Source organism: Rhizobium sp. AC27/96 (assembly GCF_001692325.1).
Classification (GTDB): domain Bacteria; phylum Pseudomonadota; class Alphaproteobacteria; order Rhizobiales; family Rhizobiaceae; genus Rhizobium.
The window spans coordinates 551867-570175 of the sequence record NZ_LXKN01000001.1; the positions used below are offsets into that span (position 1 = coordinate 551867).

13 protein-coding genes are annotated in these 18309 nt (G+C 60.3%); 11 read left to right on the top strand and 2 right to left on the bottom strand.

Features of this window, described 5'->3' with window-relative positions:
- Window positions 1-19: 19 nt before the first annotated feature.
- Genes pstC through pstB form a run of 3 tightly spaced genes read left to right on the top strand, consistent with a single transcriptional unit; the run spans window position 20 to window position 2719 of the window.
- Window positions 20-991, top strand: coding sequence for a phosphate ABC transporter permease subunit PstC (pstC, locus tag A6U86_RS02770; RefSeq protein ID WP_068385851.1), 972 nt, complete (start codon window positions 20-22; stop codon window positions 989-991).
- Between the two features lie 10 nt (window positions 992-1001).
- On the top strand, window positions 1002-1853 hold the full coding sequence (gene pstA / locus A6U86_RS02775; RefSeq protein ID WP_068385853.1) for a phosphate ABC transporter permease PstA: 852 nt from the start codon (window positions 1002-1004) through the stop codon (window positions 1851-1853).
- A 29-nt stretch (window positions 1854-1882) separates the two neighbouring features.
- Window positions 1883-2719: a phosphate ABC transporter ATP-binding protein PstB gene (gene pstB / locus A6U86_RS02780; RefSeq protein ID WP_083196734.1), complete on the top strand. Its 837-nt coding sequence runs from the start codon at window positions 1883-1885 to the stop codon at window positions 2717-2719.
- 129 nt (window positions 2720-2848) lie between these two features.
- Here pstB and A6U86_RS02785 read toward each other — a convergent pair whose 3' ends face one another.
- The gene (locus A6U86_RS02785) at window positions 2849-4111 is read right to left on the bottom strand and encodes a diguanylate cyclase (RefSeq protein WP_198929017.1); all 1263 of its coding nucleotides are present in this window, start codon (window positions 4109-4111) and stop codon (window positions 2849-2851) included.
- A 394-nt stretch (window positions 4112-4505) separates the two neighbouring features.
- Between A6U86_RS02785 and clpP the strand changes: the two genes are divergently transcribed.
- The 6 genes from clpP (at window position 4506) to ubiA (ending at window position 12223) form a co-directional block, all read left to right on the top strand.
- Window positions 4506-5138, top strand: a complete 633-nt coding sequence (gene clpP / locus A6U86_RS02790; protein WP_068385855.1) for an ATP-dependent Clp endopeptidase proteolytic subunit ClpP — start codon at window positions 4506-4508, stop codon at window positions 5136-5138.
- A 296-nt stretch (window positions 5139-5434) separates the two neighbouring features.
- Window positions 5435-6712, top strand: a complete 1278-nt coding sequence (clpX, locus tag A6U86_RS02795; RefSeq protein ID WP_068385857.1) for an ATP-dependent Clp protease ATP-binding subunit ClpX — start codon at window positions 5435-5437, stop codon at window positions 6710-6712.
- 421 nt (window positions 6713-7133) lie between these two features.
- On the top strand, window positions 7134-9554 hold the full coding sequence (lon, locus tag A6U86_RS02800; protein WP_068385859.1) for an endopeptidase La: 2421 nt from the start codon (window positions 7134-7136) through the stop codon (window positions 9552-9554).
- A 201-nt stretch (window positions 9555-9755) separates the two neighbouring features.
- The gene (gene hupB / locus A6U86_RS02805) at window positions 9756-10031 is read left to right on the top strand and encodes a DNA-binding protein HupB (protein WP_034487026.1); all 276 of its coding nucleotides are present in this window, start codon (window positions 9756-9758) and stop codon (window positions 10029-10031) included.
- Window positions 10032-10278: 247 nt separating this feature from the next.
- Entirely contained in the window at window positions 10279-11190 is a 912-nt protein-coding gene (locus A6U86_RS02810; protein WP_068387760.1) for an agmatinase, read from the top strand.
- 118 nt (window positions 11191-11308) lie between these two features.
- Complete coding sequence (gene ubiA / locus A6U86_RS02815; RefSeq protein ID WP_068387763.1) at window positions 11309-12223, top strand: 4-hydroxybenzoate octaprenyltransferase; 915 nt, start codon at window positions 11309-11311, stop codon at window positions 12221-12223.
- A gap of 178 nt (window positions 12224-12401) precedes the next feature.
- Here the strand turns inward: ubiA and A6U86_RS02820 are convergent, their stop codons facing one another.
- On the bottom strand, window positions 12402-13388 hold the full coding sequence (locus A6U86_RS02820) for an aldo/keto reductase (RefSeq protein WP_068385861.1): 987 nt from the start codon (window positions 13386-13388) through the stop codon (window positions 12402-12404).
- A 219-nt stretch (window positions 13389-13607) separates the two neighbouring features.
- On the opposite strand from A6U86_RS02820, the gene A6U86_RS02825 reads away from it, so the two are divergent.
- Together A6U86_RS02825 and A6U86_RS02830 are read left to right on the top strand one after the other, a co-directional pair.
- Window positions 13608-14843, top strand: a complete 1236-nt coding sequence (locus A6U86_RS02825; protein ID WP_068385863.1) for a DNA repair exonuclease — start codon at window positions 13608-13610, stop codon at window positions 14841-14843.
- On the top strand, window positions 14843-18298 hold the full coding sequence (locus A6U86_RS02830) for a YhaN family protein (protein WP_068385864.1): 3456 nt from the start codon (window positions 14843-14845) through the stop codon (window positions 18296-18298). Before A6U86_RS02825 ends, A6U86_RS02830 begins: the two co-directional genes overlap by 1 nt.
- The last annotated feature ends 11 nt before the right edge of the window (window positions 18299-18309 follow it).

The following is an 18309-nucleotide window of genomic DNA, read 5'->3' on the forward strand; positions in this document are numbered from 1 at the left end:
ACAGGACAAGGGGAAATCGATGGCTGACGCGACTCAGACGGCTGGCTTCCAGGCACTGGATACCAGCGCCAGCACCAGGAAATTCCGGATGCAAGACCGGATTTTCTATTTCTTGACGCTTGGCTCGGCTTCTCTTGTCGTGCTTCTGCTGCTGGCAATCATTGCGGTTCTTGTCGTCACTGCCTTGCCAACCTTCCAGGCCTTCGGATTTTCGTTCCTCTGGGGGACAAAGTGGAGCGCTCCCGCCGAGATCTACGGCGCCGTGCCCGCCGTGGTCGGTACGCTAGTGAGTTCGCTCATCGCCATGCTGATTGCCGTTCCCATGGGCATCGGCATCGCCATCTTCCTCACGGAACTTTGCCCCGGTAGCCTACGCCGTCCGATCAGCACGGCCATCGAGCTTCTGGCCGGTGTTCCCTCCATCATCTACGGCATCGTCGGTCTGTTCATTCTGGTGCCGCTGATGCAGACCTATATCCTGCCGTTCCTTATCATGACAGTTGGCCAGGTGCCGGTGATCGGCCTGCTGTTCCAGCCGCCGGCGCCGGGTGTCGGCCTGTTGACCGCAAGTCTCGTGCTGGCCGTTATGATCCTGCCCTTCATCACCGCGATCTCTCGCGACGTGTTCACCACCGTGCCGCCAATGCTGCGTGAATCCGCTTACGGCATGGGCATGACCACATGGGAAGTGGCTCGCCACATTCTAATCCCCTATACACGCCGCGGCCTTGTCGGCGGCATCATGCTCGGCCTTGGCCGCGCGCTCGGCGAAACCATGGCCGTCACTTTTGTCATCGGCTCGGTGAGCCGTCTGCAATCGTCGATCATCTCGCCGTCCACCACCATTTCCGCCCAGATCGCGAACAACTTCGGCGATGCCGACGGTCTTCAATTGTCGAGCCTGATTGCGCTCGGCCTGCTCCTGTTCGTCCTTTCCTTCTGCGTGCTTGCAGCGGCGAGATGGATGATCGGCCGCGGCGACTCGCACTGAGGAAAAAAACATGGAAAATGCAATTCGTCAGAGCATCGTGTCGCGGCGTTACGGGAAGAACCGGGTGATGATGGCCCTGTGCTTCATCGCGGCTGTCCTCGGCATATTCTTTCTCAGTGTGATCCTTGTGAGCCTGCTTTATCGCGGCGTATCGGCACTGAGCCTCGACGTGTTCACCATGTCGATCCCGGCTCAGGGCTCGCGCGGCGGCCTGATCAACGCAATCTACGGCACCGTGCTGGTCACCGGCTGCGCCATCCTGATCGCCGCGCCGATCGGAATTCTCGCCGGCACCTATCTGGTCGAGTATGCCAACGGCAGCAAGCTTGCCGAGGCCGCCAAGTTCCTCAACGACATCCTGCTGTCCGCCCCCTCGATAATCATCGGCGTGTTCGTTTATGGCGCGGTGGTCGTGCCCATGCGCGGCAATTCCGCTTTTGCCGGTGTCCTTGCGCTGGCGCTGATCGCCCTTCCGGTGGTCAATCGCACCACACAGGATATGCTGTTGCTGGTGCCGAATGCGCTTCGTGAGGCGACGGCCGCGCTCGGCGCGCCGCGCTGGAAGTCCATGGTGATGGTGATCTACCGCTCTGCCTGGACGGGCATTCTCACCGGCATCCTGCTGGCCGTCGCCCGCATCAGCGGCGAAACCGCACCGCTTCTCTTCACAGCCGGTTACAGCAAGTTTATGAATGCAGGCTTGACCGGTCCAATCGCCACGCTGCCGGTTGCGATCAATACGCTCGCCGCTGATGCAGGCGAGGATCTGAAACAACTGGCCTGGGCCGGCGCGTTGATCATCACCGTTGCCATCCTTGCCCTCAACATCCTTGCCCGTGTCTTGAGTGGGCGCCGCCAATGACGCAGCCGCTGAACGATAGGAATGAGACCATGAACATGAGCGACAGCAATTTCCAAAGCGTCAACACACAGCCGGGGAAGGACGCCGCGTCCCAGTCGGATCTCGGCGCGCTCGCGAAACTCGAGGTGAAGAAACTCGATTTCACCTATCAGAACGGCCATCGCGTTCTGAAGGATGTGAACATGAACATCCGCAAAAATGCGGTCACCGCGTTCATCGGTCCTTCGGGTTGCGGCAAGTCCACGCTGCTGCGCACGTTCAACCGGATGTATGATCTCTATCCCGGCCAGACGGTTGCGGGCGAGATCCTGCTGGATGGTCGCAACATTCTCACCAAGGACGTCGATCTCAACGATCTGCGCGCCAAGGTCGGCATGGTGTTCCAGAAGCCGACGCCGTTCCCGATGACGATCTATGAAAACGTCGCCTTCGGCATCCGGCTCTATGAAAAGATCTCCAAGGCGGAGATGGACGTCCGCGTCGAAGCCGCATTGACGGAAACGGCGCTGTGGAGCGAAGTGAAGGAAAAGCTGCACCAGAGTGGACTTGGCCTTTCCGGCGGTCAGCAGCAGCGCCTCTGTATCGCCCGCGCCATTGCCCTTCGCCCGGAAGTCCTCCTGCTCGACGAACCGACCTCGGCTCTCGACCCGATCTCGACCGCCAAGGTCGAGGAACTGGTGTCGCAGTTGAAGGGCGAGTTCACGATCGTCATCGTCACGCACAATATGCAGCAGGCAAGCCGTATCTCCGACAGCACCGCCTTCATGTATCTTGGCGAGCTGATCGAATATGGCGCCACCGAGCAGATATTCCAGGCACCGAAGGTCAAGCGCACGGAAGACTATATCACCGGTCGTTACGGCTGATGTGGACTGACGACGACTGTCGTTGACTTGTAATGGCGCGCTGATGAAGTGCGCCATTTTGCATTTCGTGGCGCGAATGCTGTGTTCCGGTCGCCGGGCTGCACTCGTCCGTTGAGGCAGACGCTGCGGTTACATTCCCGCAAGCTTACCCAGGCGTCGCAGCGCGTGAATCTGGTCCTCGATCGTCGGCACCAGTTCACCGCCATCCGTCTCGGGCGGCGTATCTGCCGCCTTTGCGGTCTCCGTCTCGTTGAAGACGATGGTGCAATTGCGCCCTGCGCGCTTGGCGGCATAAAGCGCGCGGTCGGCCGAGGAGACGAGCCGGTCCCAGCTGACGGTATCGCGCGGCATCATCGCAAGGCCGACGCTGACCGTCGCCGACACCAGCGAAGGGCCTGCGAGCAGAGGAACACGGCAGAAATCGGCGCGAATGGTTTCCGCCAGCGCTTCCGCCTGCGCCTGGTCGTCTATCGGCACGAAGGCCACGAATTCCTCGCCGCCCATCCTGCCGAAGGCGCCATTGCGCGGCACGAACTGGCGCGCAATACGGGCAAACTCCGTGAGGACAATGTCGCCGGTCTGGTGGCCGTGGCGGTCGTTGATCGATTTGAAGTGATCGAGATCGAACAGCAACGCCGCAAGCATCTGCGGTTGCCGCTGCTTGTCGCTGACCAGAATCTCGTAGTTCTCCTGAAGACCGCGCCGGTTCAGGACGCCCGTCAGCGTATCGGTGATGGAGATTGCCCGCCAGCGACGTTCGGACCGTTCCATCAGCAGCTTGCCGTTCAAGACGATGGCAACGATGATGATAAGGGCATAGCCGAGCGCTGCGTAGCCACGATAGATCAGGGCCTCTTCCATGGTCGGCCTCAGCAGTGACATCGAGACACCGGAGAGGAAACAGAAGCAGGCCAGAGCCATGAAAACGACGCCGAGCTGTCCGCGCGCGGGCTCCCGGCGGCCTTCGCCCGGATGGACCGCAAAGGCCAGCAAGGTTGCGCCGACAGCGCTCGCGAGATCGTAGAGAATGACGCGATTGACGAAGTTGTCGCTGACCCAGGGCAGGCTGACACCGACGAGCCAGATGGCGGGCGGCAGCAATGCCGACCATTCAAGCCTGCGCCTGTCCATCCACCGGAAGCCGGCAATCCAGGCGCTTTCACCCAGCAGGGCGATGGCATTGCCGATCTGGATCGACCATATGTCAGGAATGATGCCGCGGGCCGCGACCATGGCAAAACCGATAGCGCTGACGCTGAAGCCCAATGCCCACATCAGATAGGCGGGGGATTGGCGATCATGGCGCCAGGCAAGCAGGAGCACGGTTGCCAGGGTGATGGCTTCCGAACACCAGATGGTCAGCCCTGTGGTCATGTTAAGCACGATCGGCATCTCTCCTGGCCAGGATCATCTTGTCGGCGCGAAAGGCGGGATGGTTCCCGTGATGAGCTTATCCTTACCGAATAAGATGGTAAGTTCCTTAAGTGTCTTGGTAAATCTTAATTGTGCCCGTGGCTTCGCCGTCCCGGTGGTGTCCTTCATGTTTTCTTCATCTTGCCGCCGGGAAAAGCGGTGGGTTGTACATGGCGCGGTGCCAGACCACTTGGCGTTACGAAAACAGCGATTAGAAATGCTTTGTCAACGCTTCGTGAGGCATTACTGCTTTTTGAGGTTATGCTTTCATGTGTCTTGAAGTGCAGGGCAGGGACACTCTATGTAGGGATAAAGGAATTTTATTCGATTCCCGGTGTTTTTGTCGCCGGGTCAAGCTTGGTAAAGGACGCACATGAGAAATCCAGTTGATACAGCTATGGCTCTGGTGCCGATGGTTGTTGAGCAGACCAACCGTGGGGAACGGTCTTACGACATCTATTCCCGCCTGCTGAAAGAACGTATCATCTTTCTGACCGGCCCGGTTGAAGACCACATGGCAACATTGGTGTGCGCCCAGCTTCTCTTCCTCGAGGCGGAAAACCCGAAGAAGGAAATCGCGCTCTACATCAATTCGCCGGGCGGCGTCGTGACCGCTGGCATGGCAATCTACGATACGATGCAGTTCATCAAGCCCGCCGTTTCGACGCTCTGCATCGGGCAGGCCGCGTCCATGGGCTCGCTGCTGCTTGCGGCAGGCGACAAGGACATGCGTTTCGCAACGCCGAATTCCCGCATCATGGTTCACCAGCCTTCGGGCGGTTTCCAGGGGCAGGCTTCGGACATCGAACGCCACGCGCGCGACATCATCAAGATGAAGCGCCGCCTGAACGAAGTTTACGTCAAGCATTGCGGCCGGACCTATGAAGAGGTCGAGCAGACGCTCGATCGTGACCATTTCATGTCCTCGGATGAGGCCAAGGAATGGGGTCTGATCGACAAGGTATTGACGTCGCGTACCGAAATGGAAGGTGAAACCGCCGCGTGATTATCCACGTGACGGTGCCTTCCATGCCACAGTTCTATCCCATTTGTGAACGAATAGGGGTTTAATGTGGAAGAGAACGCGGTAATAGTATGCATTCATGCTATGTAGCGTTTTTGTGACATGGCATTCGGCATTCGAAGGGGAATCGTTGCCACGCAGTTCCGGTGAGCCGGGCCTGCGTTCAGTACCCCGAAGGGCGCCGCGATCTGCCAGTAACGAGGGGCAGGTCCGGCGGGCGCATTGAGTGGACCGCGATTTCAGCTTGGAAATTGGCGGCGTGCTGGAAGGAAAGTGATATGAGCAAAGTCAGCGGCAGCAACGGCGGCGACTCGAAGAACACGCTTTATTGTTCGTTCTGCGGTAAGAGCCAGCATGAAGTCCGCAAATTGATTGCCGGACCGACCGTCTTCATCTGCGATGAGTGCGTTGAGCTATGCATGGACATCATCCGCGAGGAAAACAAATCCTCGATGGTGAAGTCGCGTGACGGGGTTCCGACACCGCAGGACATCATCAAGGTTCTCGACGAATACGTCATCGGCCAGCGCCAGGCGAAGAAGATCCTGTCGGTTGCCGTTCACAACCATTACAAGCGCCTCGCGCATGCGTCGAAGAACGGCGATGTCGAGTTGGCGAAGTCGAACATCATGCTCGTCGGTCCGACCGGCTGCGGCAAGACCTATCTGGCCCAGACGCTCGCCCGCATCATCGACGTGCCCTTCACCATGGCCGATGCCACGACATTGACCGAAGCCGGTTATGTCGGTGAAGACGTCGAAAACATCATCCTCAAGCTGCTGCAGGCTGCCGACTACAACGTCGAGCGCGCCCAGCGCGGCATCGTCTACATCGACGAAGTCGACAAGATTTCCCGCAAGTCGGATAATCCGTCGATCACGCGCGACGTGTCGGGCGAGGGCGTACAGCAGGCTCTGCTGAAGATCATGGAAGGCACCGTCGCTTCGGTTCCCCCGCAGGGCGGCCGCAAGCATCCGCAGCAGGAGTTCCTGCAGGTGGATACGACCAACATCCTCTTCATCTGCGGCGGCGCCTTTGCCGGCCTCGACAAGATCATCTCCGCCCGTGGCGAGAAAACCTCGATCGGCTTCGGCGCTACCGTCAAGGCGCAGGATGATCGCCGCGTCGGTGAAGTGCTGCGCGAACTGGAGCCGGAAGATCTGGTGAAGTTCGGCCTCATCCCGGAATTCATCGGCCGTCTGCCTGTTCTGGCGACGTTGGAAGACCTGGATGCGGATGCGCTGATCCAGATCCTGTCGGAGCCGAAGAACGCTCTCGTCAAGCAGTACCAGCGCCTGTTCGAGATGGAAGATGTCGAACTGACCTTCCACGAAGACGCGCTGCGCGAGATTGCCCGCAGGGCGATCGTGCGCAAGACGGGCGCTCGCGGCCTGCGCTCGATCATGGAAAAGATCCTCCTCGACACCATGTTCGACCTGCCGGCGCTGGAAGGCGTGCGCGAGGTTGTCATTTCCGAGGAAGTCGTCCGTGGCTCCGCTCGTCCGCTCTACATTTATGCCGATCGGCAGGAAGAAAAGGCCAACGCAACGGCCTGATGTCTTCATCGACGATCACGAATCGGGGGCTCGTCATGGACGGGCCCCTTTCTGTTTGAAAAATCGTACAGTTTGCTGATAAAGTCTTGGATAAGCTGATGGGAACGCCATCAAAGCTGGTTGTGAAGAGCGCCTGCTGCGGCCATCATGCCATGATTCTGGAGCATCCGGTGATTTGGGCATGAGCCCGGTATTTTCCTTCGGATTCCGCTTCGCCGGTGATTGTTTGAGTGGCTGGGCTTCGGTGTTTGTTGTTGCGTTCCTCCTCGTAAACAAGCGGGGCTGCCGTGTGACGGTGGCATGTCTCGCGTGACTTGAAATAGGTAGTGTGAAGCTCCACTTGTTTATCAAGTGAGAGAGCCGGCTAATCCTCCCCCAGCTGGCAGAGAGCCCGGGAACGGGACGACGGAAAGGAAATAACATGACTAAGAAAACGTCTGCGGCACATGAGAGCATTGCCTATCCGGTATTGCCGTTGCGCGACATCGTGGTTTTCCCACACATGATCGTGCCGCTGTTCGTCGGACGGGAGAAATCCATTCGCGCGCTGGAAGAGGTCATGGGTTCCGACAAGCAGATCATGCTGGTCACCCAGATCAATGCCAGTGACGACGATCCCGCACCGGACGCCATCCACAAGGTGGGCACGGTTGCCAATGTTCTGCAGCTGCTGAAACTGCCCGACGGTACCGTCAAGGTGCTGGTCGAAGGCCGTGCGCGTGCAGAGATCGACGAATATACCAGCCGCGAAGACTTCTACGAAGCTCTCGGTCATACGCTCAACGAGCCGGAAGAGGATCAGGTCGAGCTTGAGGCGCTGAGCCGTTCGGTCGTTTCCGAATTCGAGAGCTATGTGAAGCTCAACAAGAAGATTTCGCCGGAAGTGGTTGGCGCTGCCAGCCAGATCGACGACTATTCGAAGCTGGCCGACACCGTCGCATCGCATCTGTCGATCAAGATCACCGAGAAGCAGGAGATGCTGGAAACCACCAGCGTCAAGGCTCGCCTCGAAAAGGCGCTCGGCTTCATGGAAGGCGAGATTTCGGTTCTGCAGGTCGAGAAGCGCATCCGCTCGCGCGTCAAGCGCCAGATGGAGAAGACCCAGCGCGAATACTACCTGAATGAGCAGATGAAGGCGATCCAGAAGGAGCTCGGCGACGGCGAGGAAGGCCGCGACGAGATGGCCGAACTGGAAGAGCGCATCTCCAAGACGAAGCTGTCGAAGGAAGCCAAGGAAAAGGCCGATGCCGAGCTGAAGAAGCTCCGGCAGATGAGCCCGATGTCGGCTGAAGCGACCGTCGTGCGCAACTATCTCGACTGGCTGCTGGGCATCCCCTGGCACAAGAAGTCGAAGGTCAAGGCTGATCTGAACAATGCCGAGAAGATCCTCGAAGCCGATCACTTCGGTCTCGACAAGGTCAAGGAGCGCATCGTCGAGTATCTGGCCGTCCAGGCGCGTGCGACCAAGATCAAGGGGCCGATCCTGTGCCTCGTCGGACCTCCGGGCGTCGGCAAGACCTCGCTTGCCCAGTCGATCGCCAAGGCGACCGGCCGTGAGTATGTCCGCATGGCGCTTGGCGGCGTTCGTGACGAAGCCGAAATCCGCGGTCACCGCCGCACCTATATCGGCTCGATGCCCGGCAAGGTCATCCAGTCGATGAAGAAGGCTAAGAAGTCCAATCCGCTGTTCTTGCTCGACGAAATCGACAAGCTCGGCCAGGACTATCGCGGCGATCCGTCTTCGGCTCTGCTTGAGGTGCTGGACCCCGCGCAGAACTCGACCTTCATGGATCACTACCTGGAAGTCGAATATGATCTGTCGGACGTGATGTTCATCACGACGGCGAATACGCTGAATATCCCTGCGCCCTTGATGGACCGCATGGAGATCATCCGTATCGCCGGTTACACCGAAGATGAAAAGCGCGAGATCGCCAAGCGGCACCTGCTGCCGAAGGCCATCAAGGAACATGCTTTGCAGCCGAGCGAATTCTCGGTGAGTGACGATGCCCTGATGGTCATCATCCAGCAGTACACCCGCGAAGCCGGCGTGCGTAACCTCGAGCGCGAATTGATGAAGCTCGCCCGCAAGGCGGTCACCGAGATCATCAAGGGCAAGACCAAGTCGGTCGCCGTTACGGGTGAGAACGTTCCGGACTATCTCGGCGTGCCGCGCTTCCGCCATGGCGAAGCCGAACGCGAAGATCAGGTCGGTGTTGTCACCGGTCTCGCATGGACCGAGGTTGGCGGCGAACTGCTGACGATCGAAGGCGTGCTGATGCCGGGCAAGGGTCGCATGACCGTGACCGGCAACCTGAAGGAAGTCATGAAGGAATCGATTTCCGCTGCGGCATCCTATGTCCGCTCGCGCGCCGTCGATTTCGGCATCGAGCCTCCGCGCTTCGACAAGAGCGACATCCACGTGCACGTGCCGGAAGGTGCGACGCCCAAGGATGGTCCGTCGGCCGGTGTTGCCATGGCAACCGCGATCGTCTCGATCATGACCGGCATCCCGGTTTCCAAGGATGTCGCCATGACCGGTGAAATCACGCTGCGCGGCCGCGTGCTGCCGATCGGCGGCCTGAAGGAAAAGCTGCTTGCGGCTCTGCGCGGCGGCATCAAGAAGGTGCTGATCCCGGAAGAAAACGCCAAGGATCTGGCGGAGATTCCGGACAACGTGAAGAACCGGATGGAGATCATTCCCGTGTCGCGCATGGGTGAGGTGATCAAGCATGCGCTTGTTCGCCGGCCCGAGCCGATCGAATGGGATGGCACCGTCGAAACGCCCGTGATTGCAACGGTCGAAGGCGTCGACGATGTAGGCGCGACGATCGCACATTGAGGCTCATCGCCTCAATTCTGTCGAATTGTCATAAATGACGAAAAGACCGGCATTTTTGCCGGTCTTTTTTTGTGAAAAGCGGCTGGTAACGCTTGCTTTTCCTTGATTTGCAGGGCTTTTGGGGGTGCGGCGGGTAAGAGCATTCGTACTTGCACCCCGCTTACCGATAAGTCGTTTCATACCAAAGAAAGGGGTGGAAACATGAACAAGAATGAGCTCGTGTCCGCAGTGGCCGAGAAGGCCGGTATCACGAAGGCTGACGCTGCTTCCGCTGTTGACGCTGTTTTCGAGACCGTCCAGGCTGAACTGAAGAAGGGCGGCGACATTCGCCTCGCTGGTTTCGGCAGCTTCACCGTTTCCCACCGTGCAGCCACGAAGGGCCGTAACCCGTCCACCGGCGCTGAGGTCGATATTGCGGCCCGCAACGTGCCGAAGTTCACGCCCGGCAAGGGCCTGAAGGACTCGGTCAACAGCTGATTTCGTTTTCACCCGCTGCGAGGCGTTAGCCTTGCGGGTGAGGAACATTGAGGGTCCGCCTTAGCGGGCCCTTTTTTGTTTTGCGATAGGGAACGGCTGGATTTTGTTCAGCAGCCGTGACCATCAAAATAAGGGATGTCCACGGCGTAGACGCTCGGTGCATTCTCTTGCGAAGCAAACGTCATCAGGTATTTTCGAACGCCCAACATTGGCGTTTCAGCCAAACGACCATCAGGATGATCAAGAAATGACCGCATCGTCTTCCTTTCTCGGCCTTCCCGATCAACTAGCCGATGGCAACCTGTGTCGCGCGATCATTTTCGGAGCTGGCCACGGCAGCACCTATCCCGACAAAGACAGTAGCGGCTATATGTTGGCCGCCGACGCTATTCGCTCTGCAAGCCAGGGTGATGCTCCTCTGATCGAGCATTGGGATTTCGATGTTGGCGGCCCGCTGTTTGACGCCAAGCCCCCGTGCTGCGTCGACACCGGCGACATCCTAACGATCATGCATGACAATGCCGGAAATCGTGCCCGGATCGAGGCGAGGACGCGTGAGATACTGGCATCATCAGCCGTACCGATCCTGATTGGCGGCGATTGTTCCGTGACGATCCCTTTCCTCGCCGGGTATGCGGATCAAGGGCCGGTCTGGGTCCTGCAGATTGATGCTCATATCGATTGGCGCGACGAGTTGCACGGCGAGCGCTACGGCTATTCGAGCCCGATGCGTCGGGCGAGCGAGATGCAGCATGTTGCCGGCATGGTTCAGGTCGGTCTTTGTGGCGTCGGCAGCGCACGTCTCACTGAGGTCGAAGACGCGAGGCGCTATGGCAGTCATTTCGTGACGGCTCGCACGGTGCATGCCGAGGGCGTCGAAGCCGCTCTGCAGCATATTCCTGAAGGTGCGCGGGTTGTCGTCACCCTCGATTGCGACAGCATCGATCCATCGATCATGCCTGGGGTAGCGGCGCGCACGCCCGGTGGCTTGACCTATACACAAGTAATCGAACTGATTGCGGGTCTGGGGCGGCGCGCGAAGATTGCCGGTTTCGACCTGGTCGAATTCTATCCGCCTACCGACATTGACGGCTTATCGGCCGTAACCGCCGCCCGCATTCTTACCAACGTCATCGGAGCCATTGTCCGGCAAGCGTAAGCCCTTTTTAGGATCGGGCGCCATTCCGGAATATTTTCGGAGGCCCTTTCAGGCATAGGAGTTCAATCGCAAACAGTCGTTATAATCGCGATGAACGACAGCGAACTTGGATGAGATCATGACTGGTTTAAGCCGCCCGGATCTAAGCGATATTCAACTTGGCGATTGGGTGGATCGTCGGTTGCCGTCTTCTTGGCGACCATATACGCGCCTGGCCCGGCTGGATCGGCCGGTAGGAATATGGCTGACGCTTTTCCCGTGCTGGGCGGCTCTCATCCAGGCATCGTACGGTTTTCCGGACCTTCGAGAGCTGGTTGTTTTCACTCTCGGCGCCTTGCTGATGAGAAGCGCCGGCTCGACGGTCAACGATATTGCTGATCGGAAGTTTGACGGCCATGTCGAGCGAACCCGCTTTCGACCTTTGGCGAGCGGACAGATCGGCGCTCCACAGGCTTTTGTCTTTCTGGGCATTCAGCTTGCACTGGCGGCATCGCTTCTGCTCTTCCTGACACCCTATGCCCGCCTTGTTGCCATATGCGTTCTGCCGCTGGTCTTCATCTATCCGCTCTGCAAACGTTTCACTCATTGGCCCCAGGCTGTGCTGGGCGCGGCGTTCAATTGGGGCATGCTGATGGCTTGGGCCGAGGTTACGGGGCATATCCCGGCTGGCGCGATCCTGATGTGGGCCGGCGCTATCGCATGGCAGATCGGCTACGACACCGTCTATGCCTATGTCGACGTAAAGGACGACACCCAACTTGGCCTGAAATCGACGGCAATCCTGTTTGGCCGGCACGGCAAGGCCTGTGTCGGTCTGTTCTATGCCCTGACGGTCCTGGCGTGGTCGGTAGGGGGCTGGTTGCTCGGCATGTCGCTGGCCTACGCCATGGGAATGCTTGTCATCGCCGCGCACCTGGGCTGGCAAACCTGGCGAATCGACCTTGACCGTCCCGAGGTGAATTTCCGGCTGTTCCTGGCGAATATCCTGACTGGGGCGCTGCTGGCCTGCGCGGCATTCATCGGAACGTGGTGAGCCGTTCAATCAAGCTTTAAAGTATTTCCAGGAAAAGTGCGTAGCGGTTTTCCGTCCGGAAATACGTAAAACAAAGCGCTCTACGATTTGAAGTTTGCCGACCGAGCGTTATGCCGTGAAGTGGCCTTTGGTTCAGTAGGGGCCGGATCATCCCGGCCCCTCGTTTCCAGATAAGCTATTACCAGCGATGATGAACGTGCGGTGCGATCAGGCGCTCGTAGATATCACGCGTCGCCGCCATGACATCAGCCGATAGCGGTGCAAGATCGGCGGCAGCCGCATTGGCCTTCGCCTGTTCGGCATTGCGCGCACCGGGGATGACGACCGTGACGGCGTCGCTCATCAGGATCCAGCGCAGCGCGAAGGCTGCCATGCTGGAGCCCGCGGGCACCAGCTTGCGCACTTCTTCCACCGCCTGAAGGCCGACTTCGAAGGGAACGCCGGCAAAGGTTTCGCCGACATCGAAAGCCTCGCCATGGCGGTTGAAGTTGCGGTGATCGTCGCTGGCAAATTGCGTGTCGCGAGTGATCTTGCCGGAGAGCAGGCCGGAGGCCAGCGGCACGCGGGCGATAACAGCCACGTTCTTGCGCTTGGCTTCCTTGAAGAAGAGGTGGTCAGGCCGCTGGCGGAAGATGTTGTAGATGATCTGGATGCTGAGCACGCCCGGAAATTCGATGGCCTTCAATGCCTCTTCGACCGTCGCGACACTGACGCCATATCCCTTGATCTTGCCGGCCTTCTGTAGCTCATCAAGGCCTGCGAACACTTCCGGCCGATAGAGAACTTCGGTCGGCGGGCAGTGCAACTGAACAAGGTCCAGGCTTTCGACGTTGAGGTTCTTCAGGCTACGATCGATGAAGCCTTCGAGATTGGCCTTGGTATAGCCCTCCGCCACGTGCGGGCTCAGCCGGCGGCCTGCCTTGGTCGCCACCATCGGGCGCTCGCCGCCCCGAGCCTTCAGCACGTCGGCGATGATCTTTTCCGAGCGGCCGTCACCATAGACATCGGCCGTGTCGATGAAGGTCATGCCGCTATCAAGCGCAGCATTCAGCGCCGCGCGGCCATCGGCCTCACTGACATCGCCCCATGCGCCGCCGATCTGCCAGGCGCCGAAGCCGACATCCGTGACGATGAAGGGTGTTCGTCCGAAAGCATGATGTCTCATGAAAGATCTCCTCTTGGTAATGAAATGCCAGCGCAGTAGCAGCCGACCGGACCTGCCGCAAGCGCGCAGGGGGCAATGCAGGATCGCAATCGCGTGACCCAGGAATATGACAGCTCCGACCCGCTTGCGAAACCGTTGGATGAAGCAAGTGGCGCAGTGTTCATTGCCTCTCCGCTTCCTTACAAGGGGAGATCGGATATCTGACGGTGATCGGAGCCCATGCCCTCTTTCAGTTTCATCCATGCCGCCGACCTGCATCTTGGCAGCCCCTTTCAGGGGCTGGCCCTGAAGGACGCCGCTGTCGCCGCCATCTTCGTGGAAGCGAGCCGCAAGGCCTTCTCGACGCTGGTGGGACTGGCGATAGAACGGCGGGTCGATTTCTTCGTCATCGCCGGCGATGTCTATGACGGCGACTGGAAGGACAACAAGATCGGCCTGTTCTTCAATCGTGAGATGGCGCGGCTCGAGCGGGCCGGCATCCCGGTCTATCTGCTGCGCGGCAATCACGATGCGGCAAGCGTCATCACCAAGACCATCACCCTGCCAAGCAATGTCTACGAGTTCCCGACGAACAAGCCGGGCAGCGTGAAGTTGGACGCGCTACAGGTGGCGCTGCACGGGCAAGGCTTTGCCGAACGCTCGGCCAACGACAATCTAGCGCTCGCCTATCCGCCGCCGGTGCCCGGCTGGTTCAACATCGGCATTCTCCACACATCGCTGACCGGCCGCGAGCCGCATGCGCCCTATGCGCCGTGCTCTGTCGATGATCTCAGATCGCGCGGCTATGACTATTGGGCGCTCGGCCATGTGCATGACTACGAAGTGGTGGCGCGAGATCCGCTTGTCATTTTCCCCGGCAACCTTCAAGGCCGCAATATCCGTGAGCGAGGCGCCAAGGGCGCGATGCTGGTGGCCGTCGAGGACGGCCGGATCGAGCATGAGCGGCTGATTGTTGACGAGGCGCGCTTCGCACAGGTCGATATAGGCATCGGCCCGGATGACGATCAGACAGCGATCCTGCGTCGCGTCGAGCAGGCCGTGCAGCCGCTCGCCGACGATATGGCCGGGCGCATGACAGCGCTGCGCGTCAGGCTTTCGGGCATCACGCCGCTGCACGGCGCCATTGCCGCCAACCGGCAGCAATGGCGCGATGAGGTCGAGGCCGCGTGCCATCGCGTGCATGAGGATATCTGGCTCGAAAAGCTGGAGTTGCGGCTGGAGCCGCCTTCGGCATCAGTCATCGAGACGGACGGTGCACTCGATCTCCGCCAATTGCTGGCCGAGCATGCAGGCGACATCGATATCGCGGCCGAGGCGGGCAGGTTGGTCGACGAGATTGCGATACGCTTGCCGGGTGGCCTTGGTGCGGCAACACAGCCGCTGGATGACAGCATGGAGACCCTCATCGAGGAAGCGCGGCAATTGCTGCTCGCGCGCGGGCAGGGGGCTGGCTGATGCGTTTCGACCGCCTCGATATTCTTCGCTATGGAGCACTGACCGACCGCGCGCTCGATTTGCGCGCCGGTGCCAAGCTGCATGTCATCTATGGTCCGAACGAAGCGGGCAAGTCTTCGGCTCTAAGCGCGATTTCCGATCTGCTCTTTGGTTTTCCCGCCGCGGCTGAGCAGAGCTTTCTGCATGAGCCCGGCAGCTTGCGGATCGGCGCTTCGATCAGCGCGCGTGACGGCGCAAGACTCGCCTTCCGCCGCCGCCGCGGACGCAAGAGCACACTTCTTGCCCCCGATGACAAGGAGACACCGCTTGCTGAGGATGCGCTTTCGCCGTTCATCGGCAATTTGAGCCGCGATGTCTTCGAGCGCGCCTTTGGTCTGGATTCACAGAGGCTGCGGCAGGGAGCGACCGCCATGCTGCGCAGTGGCGGCGAGATCGGCAGCCTGCTGTTTTCGGCCGCCTCCGGACTCACCGGACTGTCGCGGCTGCGCCAATCGCTGGAGGCGGAGGCCGACGGTATCTACGCGGCCAGACGCTCGAAGGACCGCGGTTTCTATCAGGCCCTCGACCGCTACGAGGATGCCCGGAAAGCCGAACGCGACAACGAACTCAAATCCGGGGATTGGAAGAAGCTGCTGGCGGAGGCCGCCGAGCTTGAAGCCGAACTGGAGCGTTTGCAGGCGGAACGCCGCGAGACGCGGCAGGCTCTGGACCGGCTCAAGAAGCTGAAGACCTTGCAGCCTCTGCTCGCGGAGATCGACGCCGAAACCATAGCGCTGGAGGGCTTGGCTGATCTCGCTAGGATACCCGAAAGTCTGGGCGACAAGCTCGAACAGAGACTGCGGGACAAACAAGCCGCTGAGGAGGAGTTGCTCCGGGGACGGCAGGTGCTTGCGCGTGCCGAGGACGACCTGTCCCGCATCCATGTCGATGACGGGTTGCTGCAGATCGCGGGCGATATCACCCAGCTCTTTGCCGACACCGGCAACTACCGCGCCCAGCGTCACGACCTGCCGGGTGTCGATCGGGAGCTGGCTGACTTCGAAACGGAGCTCACGCAGCTTGCCCGTCGCCTCGGTATTGCCGAGGTCGAGCTGGAAAAGCGTCAGCCGAGCGATATCGACCGTACGCGCCTGTCCGAACTGGCGGAGCAGGGCAGGCAGCTTGTGCGGCAAATCCAGTCCCTCACGGAGCAGGCCGAAAGTGAGCGCGGACAGCTTGCAGCCCTGGAGAAGGATAGTCTTGCCGGACGGTTGATCGATCCGAGGCCCTATACCGATCAGCTCGAGGCACTGGGCAGCGATCTCTCTGCCTTGGCGCGTCTTGACGGGCTGCAAACGCAGATACGGCGCATCGAGACCGATCTCAAGGAAGCCGCCTCGCAATTGCGGCCACCGGTCGGTGACATCGATGCGCTTTTCTCGGTGCCCTTGCCGGAGCCGACGGAGATTACTGGGCATCGCGATGCCATCGATGCCGCACGCACGAGGATGCGCGAGGCTGCCGGCAAGCTGCAAAACTATGATGAGCAGCTGGCGGAGATAGAGCGCACGCTCGCGGATGCCGAGCGTAACGGGCCGATCGTAACGCGCGAGCAGATCGCCGCTGCGCGTGAAGGTCGCGATGCACAGTGGGCCGCGATCCAGCAAAGCCTGGCGGACGGCGCGGCTCCGGGAGCCAAGGTGCTTGCGACGCTGACCCAGAGCCTTGCCGAGGCCGATCGTCTGGCCGATGCGGCGTTGAGTGATGCGGACCGTGTCGCGCGCCATGCCGACTATCGCCTGCGTCAGGCGCGCCTGCTGCAGGAGCGCAAGGAGGCCTCCGAGCGGTTCGGAATCTGTGAGAAAGCCCTGAAGGATGCCCAGGCGACCTTCGCTATGCTTTTCGAGCCTTGCGGCATCGATGCACTCGATCCTTCGGCAATGCTGGAATGGCGGCGTGGAGTCGAATTGCTGCGACGTGAGCGCAAGTCATTGCGCGATCTGCTTGACGAGCGCGATGAGTACGCTGCGGCTGAAGAACGCGTCTCACCCGCCTTGCAGGACATCGTGGAGGCGACCGGCTACAAGAGCGGCCGCCTGCCGCCGGTCGCAATCGCGGACGGGCTGCGAAAGCATCTGCGCCTGCTGTCAGAACGTTGGAGCGAAAGCCGGACGCGGGAGGGGGAGATTGGCGCGGCGCGCGAGCGGCTCGCCCGGTTCGACGGCCAGCAACAGGTATTGGAGCGGCAGCATGCCGACTGGCACGAGGTTTTCGGCAAGGCCGCCGAACATCTCGGTCTGCCATCCGACACGACATTGGACATGGCGTCCGCAGCCCTGAAAGCCTGGGAAGAACTGCCGGATGCCTTGGCGGAGCGCGATAACCGCTTGCGGCGTGTGAGCGGCATGCGGCGCGACATGGCGGATTTCGAGCGCCGGCTTGCAACGCTTGCAGCCAGCGCCGGCTATGAGTTGGATCATCTGCCGCCGGATGCCGCAGCCGAAGCGCTGCATAGCCGCGCCAATGCCATGCGCAGCGAGCTGAAGAAGCGCGACGGCCTGGAGGAGGATCGTCAGCGCGCGGAAGCGCTGCTTGTCCGTCACCAGGAGGCGCTTACCGCCATCATCGATGATCTCGATCATCTCACTGCGGATCTGCCGGGATCTAAGGATTTGCCTGCGCTGCTGTCGCGGCTTCGCGAGCGTACGCGCTTGAGTAGCCGCTTGGTCGAAAGCCGTGAGCGCTTCCGCCAGCAGGCTGATGGCAAGGCGGAGGAAGAGGTTCGGGCCCAGCTTGGCGATTTCGAGCGGGTTGCCGCAGATCTTGAAATAGAGCGGCTGGCCGAAGAGGACCAGCGGCAGTTCACGGCGCATGGCGCACTTTCGGCACGGCTGGCGGAAAATGGCCGTCAGCGGCAGGCGCTTGAGACCGGTGTCAGCGCTGAATACGCGGTGTTCGAAAAGCTGTCGGCCGAACAGGAGGCGAAGGATCTGGCGCGGCAATGGGTCGTCCTCAAGCTTGCCGTGCGGATGTTGGCGGGCTCGATGGAATCCTATCGCGAAAAGCAGGCGGATCCGGTCGTCAAGCGGGCAGGCGAGCTGTTTTCGCAGCTGACCGGAGGCCGTTTCCTCCGCCTCGTCGAGGCGCATGACGAAAGCGACGCGCTGCAGTTGCTGGCGGAACGCGTGGGCGGTGAGCGTGTGCCATTGGATGGCCTGAGTGAGGGCACGGGTGACCAGCTCTATCTCGCCCTGCGATTGGCCTTCCTCGAGGATTATTCCGCCCGCAACGAGCCGGCACCGCTGATCGTCGACGACATCTTTCAGACCTTTGACGATGAGCGGGCAAGCGCGGGGTTGAAGGTGCTTGCGACCACTGCCGAGCGTTTCCAGACGATTCTCTTCACGCACGAGATGAGCGTGGTCGAGATTGCCAAACGCGAGGTGGGTGACGATTTGGACCTGATCCAACTTTGAGATGGGGCCGG

Coding starts and splice junctions, on each gene's coding strand:
- A6U86_RS02825 (WP_068385863.1), top strand. CDS start 13,608: ATGCCCTCTTTCAGTTTCATCCATGCCGCCGACCTGCATCTTGGCAGC.
- ubiA (WP_068387763.1), top strand. CDS start 11,309: ATGACTGGTTTAAGCCGCCCGGATCTAAGCGATATTCAACTTGGCGAT.
- pstB (WP_083196734.1), top strand. CDS start 1,883: ATGAACATGAGCGACAGCAATTTCCAAAGCGTCAACACACAGCCGGGG.
- A6U86_RS02820 (WP_068385861.1), bottom strand. CDS start 13,388: ATGAGACATCATGCTTTCGGACGAACACCCTTCATCGTCACGGATGTC.
- A6U86_RS02830 (WP_068385864.1), top strand. CDS start 14,843: ATGCGTTTCGACCGCCTCGATATTCTTCGCTATGGAGCACTGACCGAC.
- pstC (WP_068385851.1), top strand. CDS start 20: ATGGCTGACGCGACTCAGACGGCTGGCTTCCAGGCACTGGATACCAGC.
- hupB (WP_034487026.1), top strand. CDS start 9,756: ATGAACAAGAATGAGCTCGTGTCCGCAGTGGCCGAGAAGGCCGGTATC.
- lon (WP_068385859.1), top strand. CDS start 7,134: ATGACTAAGAAAACGTCTGCGGCACATGAGAGCATTGCCTATCCGGTA.
- clpP (WP_068385855.1), top strand. CDS start 4,506: ATGAGAAATCCAGTTGATACAGCTATGGCTCTGGTGCCGATGGTTGTT.
- A6U86_RS02810 (WP_068387760.1), top strand. CDS start 10,279: ATGACCGCATCGTCTTCCTTTCTCGGCCTTCCCGATCAACTAGCCGAT.
- clpX (WP_068385857.1), top strand. CDS start 5,435: ATGAGCAAAGTCAGCGGCAGCAACGGCGGCGACTCGAAGAACACGCTT.
- A6U86_RS02785 (WP_198929017.1), bottom strand. CDS start 4,111: ATGCCGATCGTGCTTAACATGACCACAGGGCTGACCATCTGGTGTTCG.
- pstA (WP_068385853.1), top strand. CDS start 1,002: ATGGAAAATGCAATTCGTCAGAGCATCGTGTCGCGGCGTTACGGGAAG.